At 46.7% G+C, this 10,738-nt stretch carries 13 protein-coding genes; 7 read left to right on the top strand and 6 right to left on the bottom strand.

The window, feature by feature from the left end; all coding sequences use genetic code 11:
- Window positions 1-327: 327 nt before the first annotated feature.
- Entirely contained in the window at window positions 328-741 is a 414-nt protein-coding gene (panM, locus tag ACK8OT_RS12575; RefSeq protein ID WP_410196866.1) for an aspartate 1-decarboxylase autocleavage activator PanM, read from the bottom strand.
- Between the two features lie 100 nt (window positions 742-841).
- Here panM and ACK8OT_RS12570 point away from each other — a divergent pair, with 100 nt between their 5' ends.
- Entirely contained in the window at window positions 842-1,090 is a 249-nt protein-coding gene (locus tag ACK8OT_RS12570; protein ID WP_410196865.1) for a YkgJ family cysteine cluster protein, read from the top strand.
- A 5-nt stretch (window positions 1,091-1,095) separates the two neighbouring features.
- On the opposite strand, the gene ACK8OT_RS12565 is transcribed toward ACK8OT_RS12570, so the two are convergent.
- The 3 genes from ACK8OT_RS12565 to gpmM all read right to left on the bottom strand — a co-directional run bounded on the left by ACK8OT_RS12565 (window position 1,096) and on the right by gpmM (window position 4,608).
- Window positions 1,096-1,890, bottom strand: a complete 795-nt coding sequence (locus ACK8OT_RS12565) for a divergent polysaccharide deacetylase family protein (protein WP_410196864.1) — start codon at window positions 1,888-1,890, stop codon at window positions 1,096-1,098.
- Window positions 1,891-3,012: a murein hydrolase activator EnvC family protein gene (locus ACK8OT_RS12560; protein ID WP_410196863.1), complete on the bottom strand. Its 1,122-nt coding sequence runs from the start codon at window positions 3,010-3,012 to the stop codon at window positions 1,891-1,893.
- A gap of 69 nt (window positions 3,013-3,081) precedes the next feature.
- Entirely contained in the window at window positions 3,082-4,608 is a 1,527-nt protein-coding gene (gene gpmM / locus ACK8OT_RS12555) for a 2,3-bisphosphoglycerate-independent phosphoglycerate mutase (RefSeq protein WP_410196862.1), read from the bottom strand.
- Between the two features lie 243 nt (window positions 4,609-4,851).
- Here gpmM and ACK8OT_RS12550 point away from each other — a divergent pair, with 243 nt between their 5' ends.
- The 3 genes from ACK8OT_RS12550 (at window position 4,852) to gpsA (ending at window position 6,957) form a co-directional block, all read left to right on the top strand.
- Entirely contained in the window at window positions 4,852-5,280 is a 429-nt protein-coding gene (locus ACK8OT_RS12550; protein WP_410196861.1) for a rhodanese-like domain-containing protein, read from the top strand.
- 184 nt (window positions 5,281-5,464) lie between these two features.
- Window positions 5,465-5,947: a protein-export chaperone SecB gene (gene secB, locus ACK8OT_RS12545; RefSeq protein ID WP_410196860.1), complete on the top strand. Its 483-nt coding sequence runs from the start codon at window positions 5,465-5,467 to the stop codon at window positions 5,945-5,947.
- A gap of 5 nt (window positions 5,948-5,952) precedes the next feature.
- Window positions 5,953-6,957 (top strand): NAD(P)H-dependent glycerol-3-phosphate dehydrogenase, encoded by a 1,005-nt coding sequence (gene gpsA, locus ACK8OT_RS12540; RefSeq protein WP_410196859.1) that lies wholly within the window; start codon window positions 5,953-5,955, stop codon window positions 6,955-6,957.
- A 68-nt stretch (window positions 6,958-7,025) separates the two neighbouring features.
- Here gpsA and nfuA read toward each other — a convergent pair whose 3' ends face one another.
- Window positions 7,026-7,607 carry a Fe-S biogenesis protein NfuA gene (gene nfuA, locus ACK8OT_RS12535; protein WP_410196858.1) on the bottom strand — a complete coding sequence of 194 codons (582 nt, stop codon included), beginning with the start codon at window positions 7,605-7,607 and terminating at the stop codon, window positions 7,026-7,028.
- 158 nt (window positions 7,608-7,765) lie between these two features.
- A complete protein-coding gene (locus ACK8OT_RS12530; protein WP_410196857.1) occupies window positions 7,766-8,536 on the bottom strand; it encodes a double zinc ribbon domain-containing protein in 771 nt (256 codons plus the stop codon).
- Between ACK8OT_RS12530 and bioH the strand changes: the two genes are divergently transcribed.
- The 3 genes from bioH (at window position 8,511) to ACK8OT_RS12515 (ending at window position 10,717) form a co-directional block, all read left to right on the top strand.
- On the top strand, window positions 8,511-9,308 hold the full coding sequence (gene bioH / locus ACK8OT_RS12525; RefSeq protein WP_410196856.1) for a pimeloyl-ACP methyl ester esterase BioH: 798 nt from the start codon (window positions 8,511-8,513) through the stop codon (window positions 9,306-9,308). The two genes, ACK8OT_RS12530 and bioH, sit on opposite strands and share 26 nt — an antisense overlap.
- A gap of 76 nt (window positions 9,309-9,384) precedes the next feature.
- Window positions 9,385-9,714: a hypothetical protein gene (locus ACK8OT_RS12520; protein WP_410196855.1), complete on the top strand. Its 330-nt coding sequence runs from the start codon at window positions 9,385-9,387 to the stop codon at window positions 9,712-9,714.
- Between the two features lie 82 nt (window positions 9,715-9,796).
- Window positions 9,797-10,717, top strand: coding sequence for a putative metalloprotease CJM1_0395 family protein (locus ACK8OT_RS12515; protein WP_410196854.1), 921 nt, complete (start codon window positions 9,797-9,799; stop codon window positions 10,715-10,717).
- Window positions 10,718-10,738 lie beyond the last annotated feature (21 nt).

The following is a 10,738-nucleotide window of genomic DNA, read 5'->3' as shown; positions in this document are numbered from 1 at the left end:
AGCTCGGCAAACATCTCACCCCATTCCCTGAGCAAGCTCAGGTCCTACAAGCTAACCCACTCGCCAGAACCCCTGTGGGAGCCGAGCTCGCTCGGCGAACAATCACCGCCCATTCCCTGAGCAAGCTCAGGTCCTACAAGCTAACCCACTCGCCAGAAACCCTGTGGGAGCCGAGCTTGCTCGGCGAATATCGCCCCCATTCCCTGAGCAAGCTCAGGTCCTACAAGCTAACCCTCTCGCCAGAAACCCTGTGGGAGTAGAACTTGCTCGGCGAATATCTCACACCATTCCTTGAGCAAGCTCAGGCCTTACCAGTGCACAAAGGGGCTATAGGGTTTTTGACCCATGTTGGCCGTTGAGCTGATAACCCATGGCTTGTAAAAAAGCAGCGTAGTCTAGATTGTTGGTTGGGTTGACGCAGTCAATGGCTTTAGCACCTTGTGCTTTTGCTGCCTTTTCTATTTCAGTCAGTAAATACTTACCTACACCGCGTCTGCGGGTAATGTCTCTCACCACAAATTGGCTTACGCTGGCTAGGTCTTCGGCAATGGTCATTTGCGCGGCGGCAATATGACGTTGATTAAACATGGCTACATACAATTGCGGGTTGGCTTGGTTGATTAGCCGAGTTAATACGTCATCGGTGAGTGCGGTTTCAGGCCAGACAGGCTGATAGATTTTCTTTAAGTCGAGTAACAGTTGAGGCTCGACATGTTGTGGTGAAAAGGCGCTTAAACGCATAATGACTCCTGAGAAAAGATCAGCGGTATGCTTCCAAAGAGAGGCGAGTTAGAATGGCGTCATTATAAAAGGTTAAGCCCATTGGGCAAAGAGGTAATCTATGGAATGTCGCTTGGGTTGTGGGGCATGTTGTATCGCGCCTAGTATTAGCTCGGCTATTCCTGGTATGGAGCAGGGTAAGCCTGCGGGCGTGCGTTGTATCCAGCTTAATGATGATAATCTTTGTCGCTTATTTGGCCGCCCTGAAAGACCAAAGGTGTGCAGCGACTTTAAGCCTTGCCCTTCGGTTTGTGGTGCAACGAATGCTGTTGCGATGGCCAATATTAGCGAGCTTGAGCGGCTGACTTGATTGGCTTAGTTAACAATTTCAGCAGTGGTGGTTGGTTCTCTATTTTGCGCGATGGCTTGCTCGGTTAATGGCATCAATTGGCTTAGACTAACTAAGCTGACTGCGCCTAGAGGCTGGTTGAGACGCTGTTGTAAAAAGGCCAAGGTTTCAGGGTAGGGATGGCCAATGATCACCACATCTCGCCCGCTTTGAGCTAGCTTGAGAGCAAGGTTAAATTGGCGCTCAATGGCGCTGCGGCTGCGCAAATTATCTAAAAAAACATGACGCCGTAATACAGGCACGCCTAACGCTTGGGCGGTACGCTCAGCCACGGTATTTTTACTGGTACGACTGTCTAAGAAGAATAACTCGTGGCGGCGCACGGTTTCCATGGTCCAGCGCATTGGATCGGCCATAGTGGTTAATTTACTGCCCATGTGATTATTGATCCCTTGGACAAAGGGCAGGGAGATAATGGCGCGCTCTAACTGGGTTTTAAGCTCGACTTCATCCATGTCTGCGCGCAGAGCTCCAGGCCCTAGGTAGTTATTCTTACCCACGGCTTCCATCGGGATATGAAGTAATAGATCGCGCTCTTGAGCCCAAGCTTGCTGGCCTATGCTCAGAGCTTGTGGGGTAAAGGGTAAGAGCGATAAAGCGACCTGACTGGGGAGCTCAAGTGCTTGATAGTCAAGCTCGCTGTTGCCAATATCATCTATGATGATGGCAATATTGGCACTCTGGGCGAGGGGGCTTAACACGCATAAAAACGTGCTCAGCACATAGCCGAGTATGCGTAGTTTGATCAATCCTTGTATCATTTATTTTCGTGTTAACCATTTCCGTGGATCTTGCGGCTTACCCTGATATCGAATTTCAAAGTACAAACCACTGCGTTTTTGTCCGCCACTGCGTCCTGCTAGTGCAATAACTTCATTTTTAGTCACCGTTTCGCCAACGGTTTTCAGTAAGGCTTGGTTATGGCCATACAGGCTCATAAAGCCTTTACCGTGGTCAATCACCATGACCATACCATAACCTTTAAGGTATTCTGAGTAGACCACTTGGCCGTGAGAAAGCGCTTTAATTTCATCCCCTTCTCGCGCCTTAATTAACATACCTTTCCAGCGTAATTGACCGCTGCGATGACCGCCAAACTGATGTAATACTCGGCCTTTAATTGGCCAATTGAGCTTGCCTTTGTATTGTTGTAGGCCATCCAGTTGTGGCTTTTTAATTTTCTTTATTTCTTGCTCAATTTTTTGTTGTTCAATGCTTTCTGCAAGTTGTTTGGAAAGGTGTTTTTCAGCGTCTTCAAGTTGCTTGATTTGTTGTTGTTCGGAAAGAATCGTTTTGTTAAGTGACGCCATGGTTTGCTCGCGCTCGGTTTGTTGGGCGGCAAGTTTTTCTTGTTGGAGTTGGTGATCTTGCTTTAATTTTTGTAGCTGAGCTATTTTCGCACTTTGTTGTTGCTGGTTCTCATTAAGCTCCGCTAGGGTATTTTGCATTTTTTGTAGCGCTTTGATTCGCGCTTTATTCAGATATTGGTAGTAGCTGATTGCCCGATCTATCTTGGTTGGATCTTCTTGATTGAGCAGTACTTTTAAATAGTCGTGTTGGCCGGTGCGATAGGCGCTGGCAATTTGGTTCGCCAATAACTTTTGTTGTTGGTCGCGGCTGGCTTCAAGCTTCTCCGCTGACATTTTCAACTTGTCTAAGGTTTGCTGGGCTTCTCGGGTCGCTTGGCTGTTGGCTTGTAACTTGGTAGCAAACTTGGCGATTTCTTGTTCTGCATCGGCAAGCTCTTGTTGTAGTTGTGAAACCGCTTTTGTTTGTTTGGCGATACTTTGCTGGTGGGCTTTGATTTGTTGTTTGACGTTATCTAATTCAGAGTTTTCAGCTTGGGCCGGTGATAACACGCTGACAAAAAACAAAAAAAGCAAAACGGCGGTGCATGCACCGCTCATTTTGCTTGGTCTGATGAATAATCGAGTCCCCTTCATGGGGAAGGATTATTTCAAAATCATCAGTGGCTTACCAGTCATTTCAGCTGGAATTTCCATGCCCATCAAATTTAGCATGGTTGGCGCAAGATCGCTTAGCTTACCGCTTTCGACAGCTTGTGCTTCACGGCCAAAGTAAATTAGCGGTACAGGTAGGTTAGTGTGCGCTGTGTGAACGCCCCCGGTTTCAGGGTCGATCATTTGCTCGGCGTTACCGTGGTCTGCAGTGATCAAACATTCGCCGTCCACTTCTTTCAGCGCTTCGATAACTTGACCTATGCTGCTATCAACGGCTTCACACGCCTTAACTGCTGCGTCGTAAACGCCAGTGTGGCCAACCATATCACCATTCGGGTAGTTACAGATGATCACGTCGTACTTGTCGCTCTTAATGGCAGCAACTAGCTTTTCGGTTAGCTCGGCAGAGCTCATTTCTGGCTGTAGATCGTAAGTGGCTACAGCTGGAGAAGAAATCAATGAGCGCTCTTCGCCTTTAAATTCTTTTTCTACACCACCGTTGAAGAAGAATGTTACGTGTGCGTATTTCTCGGTTTCTGAGATACGCAGCTGGGTTTTACCGTGATCAGATAGCCATTCACCTAAGGTGTTGGTTAATGATTCTGACGGGTAGGCACATGCAGTGTGAATGTCGGCAGCGTATTCGGTGATCATCACAAAGTCAGCAAGCTTAGGCTCAACTTGACGCTTGAAGCCATCAAAATCAGAGTCAACAAAAGCACGCGTGATTTCACGAGCACGGTCTGCGCGGAAGTTCATAAAGATTACAGCATCGCCATCAACGATAGGCGCGGCTTCGCCGATCACGGTTGCTTTTACAAACTCGTCGTTTTCGTCACGTGCGTATGCGGCATTTAACGCATCGGTTGCACTGTCAAACTGGTATTCTGCTTGGCTTTGAGTCAGTAGGTTGTAAGCTTGCTCAACGCGATCCCAACGGTTATCGCGGTCCATTGCAAAATAACGACCAACCATAGTCGCAAAGCGACCTTTACCTAACTCTTGGAATTTCTTCTCGAATAATTCAATTGAACCTTGTGCGCTGCGCGGTGGCGTATCACGGCCATCGGTGATCGCGTGAAGGTAGATTTTTTCTGCGCCGCGCTTCGCCGCCAATTCAACGGCTGCTAGCATATGGTCTTCATGGCTGTGAACGCCGCCTGGAGAAAGTAGACCCATGATGTGTACTGCTTTACCTGCATTAACGGCTTTATCTACAGCGCCAGTTAATACTGGGTTTTCGAAGAAAACGCCATCGCGAATGTCTTTGGTGATGCGAGTTAGGTTTTGGTAAACCACACGACCTGCACCTATGTTGGTGTGACCCACTTCTGAGTTACCCATTTGACCATCAGGTAGGCCTACATCCATGCCTGATGCAGAGATCAGGGTATTGGCGTAATCTTTACATAGTCCGTCAAGTACTGGTGTGTTGGCATTTGATACTGCATTATCAGGCATATCTGCACGATAACCCCAGCCATCCATGATGATAAGTACTAAAGGCTTTTTAGCCATATTCTTGAACCTCTTTTGGTTAGATTTGTAGAAACAAAATTAGCGTAATTTTACTACATTTAGATGCTATGTTGTAGATCTGGCTCAATCCTTTCGTATTATTTCAAACTCAATTACTCAGGCTGCGCTGTAGGCTTGGATCTTAATTGTGCTAAAAAGTGATGGATTTGTGTTTTTGCTAGGCTGATATTCTGCGCTAGCACGGGTATAATCGGCTTTTTTCAGTCAACGAAGTATTACAATATGCAAGAATATATGGATTTTGCTGCGGCAAACCCGATGCTGGTAGCCGCTTGGTTTGGTATCGCGGGTGCTCTAGTTTACACCACGATTAAAAGCAAATTATCGCCCGTTAAGAGCGTGACTCATCAACAAGCCACCTTGATGATGAACCGAGAAGATGCGGTGGTGGTGGATATTCGCAGCCTTGATGAGTTCAAAAAAGGGCATATTACTGGCGCAAAACATTTAACTGAGTCACAAATTAGTGCAGGAACTTTCACCGGCATTGAAAATCTGAAACAGAGCCCCATTATAGTGGTGTGTGCAACAGGGATGCGATCTTCTGGCGCTGCTAATAAGCTGGTTAAAGCTGGTTTTACTCAAGTGAGTAACCTAACAGGCGGTTTAGCTGAGTGGAAAAGTGCCAACCTGCCGCTGACAAAAAAATAATTCACCACCCACTAGGATTCGTTAGAGCCTAAGTTTGGTTGGTTGTACTGCTTTAATACGAGGCAGGCAAAGATAATGCGATGTTATCTTTCATCAAGGTGCAAACGGAGTGCACTGATATGAAAGAAGCTAATTTTTAAGTGGGGCTGCCCCATGATTTATTTTTATTTTAAGGACTATTAAGATGGCCGAAGAACAACAAAATGCGCAACAGCAACAACAAATCGATTTCAATATCCAGCGCATCTTCTTAAAAGACATTTCGTTTGAATGTCCAAACTCTCCTGCAGTTTTCCAAAAAGATTGGCAACCAGAAGTTAAGTTAGATCTTGACACTAAGAGCGGCAAATTAGCGGATAACGTGTACGAAGTTGTACTTTCACTAACCGTTACAGCGAACATTGGTGAAGATACGGCTTTCCTATGTGAAGTTCAGCAAGCGGGTATTTTCACTGTGGGCGACATGCCTGACCCACAACTTGCGCATTGTTTGGGCGCTTTCTGTCCTAACATCCTATTCCCGTATGCGCGTGAAGCGGTGACTAGTATGGTAACGCGTGGTACTTTCCCACAACTTAACCTAGCACCTGTTAACTTCGATGCGCTGTTTGCGCAAGCGATGCAACAACGTGCAGCGCAAGCTCAACCGGAACAATTGGATTCTTAATATTTATGGCTAAAACAGCAGCCATTTCTGTATTGGGGGCGGGGTCGTATGGCACCGCCCTTGCTATTTCTTTAGCCAGAAATGGACATCAAACTTTGCTTTGGGGCCATGAAGCCGACCATATGGCTCGCTTGGCACATGATCGCTGCAATCAAGAGTTCTTACCTGATTGCCCTTTTCCTGACACTTTGCAGGTCGAATCAGACTTAGCTACTTGCATTCAGGCTTCGCGTAATATTTTGCTGGTGGTTCCTAGCCATGCTTTTGGCATCGTGTTGAAGCAAATTAAGCCTTTGTTAACGCCGCAGCATCGAGTTGCTTGGGCGACCAAAGGGCTAGAGCCAGAAACTGGCCGTTTGCTGCAAGATGTCGCTATTGATGTGCTTGGTCCTGATATTTCGTTGGCGGTGATCTCCGGTCCAACGTTTGCCAAAGAGCTTGCCGCTGGTTTACCGACCGCCATCTCTTTGTCGTCAACCGATCCTGAGTTTGTTAAAGACTTATCGGATTTATTACACAATGAGCAACGTTTTCGCGTTTACACCAATGAAGATTTTATTGGTGTGCAATTAGGCGGCGCCGTGAAAAACGTGATTGCGATTGGTGCTGGACTTGCCGATGGTTTAGGTTTTGGCGCCAATGCGCGAACCGCGTTGATCACCCGAGGTTTAGCTGAGCTAACCCGCCTAGGCGCAGCGTTAAATGCCGATCCTAAAACCTTTATGGGGATGGCCGGTCTTGGCGATCTAGTGCTGACTTGTACCGATAATCAATCGCGAAACAGACGTTTTGGCTTGGCGCTAGGGCGCGGTCTAAGTGTTGATGAAGCGCAAGATGAAATAGGCCAAGTGGTTGAAGGTTATCGAAATACCAAAGAAGTATTTATGCTGTCGCAACGTTTAGGTGTAGAAATGCCGATAACTGAGCAGGTATATCAAGTGCTTTATCAAGGTAAAGATGCGAAAGCTGCTGCCATTGCGTTATTAGCACGCAGTAAAAAAGATGAATAATCTAATTAATCTATTGAAACAAAAAAACCGCTTTTGATAAGCGGTTTTTTTATCAGCGACAGATGGCATTACTTGTAATAAGAGTGCTCACCACTTTGGTGCTCGGTAATATCACGCACGCCTTTTAACTCACCTTCAAAGGTGGCTACCATTTGTTTTTCAATGCCTTCTTTTAGGGTGACATCGACCATAGAACAGCCATTACAACCACCGCCAAATTGCACTACGGCATAACCATCTTCGGTAATTTCCATTAGCTTCACATGTCCACCATGACCCGCTAAGCCTGGGTTTACTTCTGATTGAATAAAGTATTCGATACGCTCAATCAGAGGGGCGTCATCGGCTACTCGTTTCATTTTTGCATTAGGCGCTTTTAGCGTTAATTGAGTACCGGTTTCTTCGGTGACGAGGTCAATGGTTGCCTCTTCTAGAAAGGGTGCACTGACTTCATCAACGAGTGCGTCGAAGCCATCAAATGGCAGCATCACATCGGTACGCTCTACCGCTTCGGGTGGGCAATATGAAACGCCACACTCAGCATTAGGTGTGCCAGGGTTAACTACAAAAACGCGAATATTGGTGCCTTCGGGTTGCGAACTCAGCAGCTTAACAAAATGTTGCTGCGCTGCACTGGAAATACTGATCATCACTATCCTCAATAAACCTGACTAAATTACTCAAGCATTATAACGCCAAAAACAAGCCGATTTGTATCTAAAAAACGATTTTTCGTGTGAAATTACTTGAGTACACGGGTTGCTAGGCCTGATTCGCTGCCTTGGATGTGAAGCTTGATGGCGGATTATTAAGAAGATTTCGGCCTGTTAGCGGTGCGGCAAACACACCAAATATCAATTTTCTTCACGCCCGCTTGTTTGAGTACCTGACTTAAACTGTTGGCCGTCGCCCCCGTGGTAACAATATCGTCAACGATGGCGAGGTGGCTAATACCTTGTAATGCAGTCATTTGCTTAAATGCCCGGTGCATGTTTTGTTGGCGTTGCTGGCGCGTTAATTGGGTTTGGCTTTGGGTGTTTTTAATGCGCTTTACTGCTGTTGTATTGACCGGGATATTCAGCTGCTGGCCGCAATGCTGGGCGATCAGTTGAGCTTGATTAAATCCGCGCTGGCGTTCTTTTTTGGCATGTAAAGGAACAGGAACTAATAACTCGGGCAGGGATTGGCTGGCGGGCAGTTGTTGTTTTACTTGATTGGCCAGCATTTGCCCGAGGATGTTGGCAAATAACGGTTGCTTGGCATATTTCAATTGAAACACCACCTGGTTTAACGGCGGGCGAAATAGTCCACAGGCATAAAGGCGTTCAAAGTTGGGTTGATGTGCTAAACAATGGCCGCATTGGGTTTGTGTTGATGGCAGCGGTAAGCCACAGCGAAGACAATGACAATAACTCTGTTCTAGGTCTGCCACGCAGGTTGGGCAAATGACCCCAGCAGTGACCCCTTGCTGGCACAACAAGCAGCTCAAGGGTAATAATGTTTGCCCATATTGCGTTAGTTTCTGGCTTGCATGTCTTAGGACTTGCGGTAACATGGCCCAATTTCGAATAATGAGCATGATGATGACTCAAGAGTTACATATAACCAGTGTAGGCCAAGGTAGGGATCTTGTACTGTTGCACGGTTGGGGCCTTAACAGCGCTGCTTGGCAAGGTGTTTTACCCTTGTTAGAGCCTTACTTTACGGTTCACCTTATTGATTTACCTGGCTTTGGTGATAGCCCTCCACTTGCTGAACATAACCTAAAAGCCCTCGCGCACGCCGTGCTAGCAAAAGCCCCCAAAGAGGCGGTATGGGTTGGTTGGTCTTTAGGCGGATTAGTGGCCACTCAGGCCGCTTTACTTGAGCCTGAGCGAGTAAGACGTTTAGTTACTGTGGCTTCAAGTCCTAAGTTTGCTCAAACACAGAATTGGCCGGGCATTGCGCCTAAAGTGTTAGAGCAGTTTATAGTGTCTTTAGCGGGCGACTTTAAAACCACCATAGAACGCTTTTTGGCAATACAAGCCATGGGCAGTGAATCGGCTCGCCAAGATATTAAGGCTTTAAAAGGTTGGCTCGGTGAAAAGCCTTTACCCGATCAAAGGGCGTTGCATGACGGGTTGATGATCCTGCAGCATGACGATTTACGCTCTCAGCTAGCTTCGTTGGATATGCCGTTTTTAGCCATGTACGGTAAGTTAGATGGTTTAGTGCCCATTGCGACCGCGAACGAAGTGGCGAAGTTAGCCCCCGAGTGTGAAATATATGTCCTTGATAAATCTTCACATGCGCCATTTGTTACCGATAAAGAGCAATTTTGCGCTCAGCTTATTCACTTTTGTTTGGTGTAAATAAACAAAAGTTGCTGTAAAAATGAACAGTTTTGAGCCATAATCACATTATTAGTCTATGGGTGAGAGTTGCGTTATGAATATTCAATCAGCTTTCAACCTTGGGGTCGAAGGATTTCAAAAGGCACAGCAACAAGTAACCAATAGCGCAATAAATATTGCGCAACAAGCCGTTGCTAATTCAAGCCCAACCACAGACACGAATAACGCAGCGCCGAATAACGCAACACCATTAGTGCAAGATGGACAAACAGCTACCACCTTGTTGCCCAATGACAGAACCCAAGAGTCTGTTATTACTGAGCTGGTAAACCTTAAGGTGGCTGAGTATCAGGCTAAAGCTTCTGCCAAAGTGATTACCGCAGCAGATGAAATGATGGGCAGTATTATTGACATTAAGGTCTAATAATTCAGTTGATGGGCTTTTTAGCCCTTGTACTATCCACACCGTATAATTGATTAAATAACTGATTAGGGGGGAGATAAAAATGAATATCAATGTTCAGCTACCCCCAATGATCCCTGCAGCGCTTCAACCGCAGCAAAATGTTACTCGCCACGAAAATCGCTATCGTGAATTAGTTCCGCAGCTAAATAAAACCGAGCCCTACAAAGCCGAAACCGAAGTGGGGGCGGAAAAAGACAAGAACAAGGTTGGCAACACAAATGCGGGTAGTTCACAGGCTAGCGAAGCTCAAAATACAGATATCCGTACTGTTCATGGTAAGGAAGGCCAAGAAGGCTCAGAGCAAGGCTCGCAGCAGCAACAAGCAGCGGATCAGCAAGCATCAGAACAGCAGCAAGAGAAGAAGCCACAGCCAAGCCAACTGACTCCGCAAGAGCAAAAGGTGGTGGATTCTTTAGAAGCGCGTCATACCGAAGTTGTCATCCATGAACAAGCCCATGCCAGCGTTGGCGGACAATATGCGGGCCAACCTAGCTACGGCTATGAACGCGGCCCAGATGGTAAACGCTATGCGGTATCGGGTGAAGTGCCCATCAGTGTTTCGCCTGTGGCAGGTGATCCTCAAGCAACTATTCAAAAAATGCGTCAAGTGCGTGCCGCTGCATTAGCACCACAAAGCCCTTCTGTGGCAGACCGTCGTATCGCTGCCGAGGCAACGAGACAATTAAATGCAGCCTATTCAGAACTATCCTCTAGTAAACGTGAGCTACAAGGAGCTGATGAGAGTCAAGCTGCTGAGCAAGAGCAAACAGTGACCAAAGTAGCCAATACAGAGCTAGATCAGGTTTTAAAAGTAGATGATATTCATCGTTTTAGCCCCAACCAGAAATATGGTCCTGTCCCTCGTTCTGAGCAAGCGATGATCACAGATCGCGCTATTGAGCAACGTTATTTTGGCTCGGTTGTACCTAACGAACGTCCTGCGCTGCGGGCATCTATTTAACCTCAATTCAGGTTAATGGAG

This window comes from Motilimonas thetidivivens (genome assembly GCF_046452435.1).
In the GTDB taxonomy this organism is placed as follows: domain Bacteria; phylum Pseudomonadota; class Gammaproteobacteria; order Enterobacterales; family CBDFNC01; genus Motilimonas.
The sequence above is the reverse complement of the archived record's forward strand: the minus strand, read 5'-3'. Positions and strand labels throughout refer to the sequence as shown.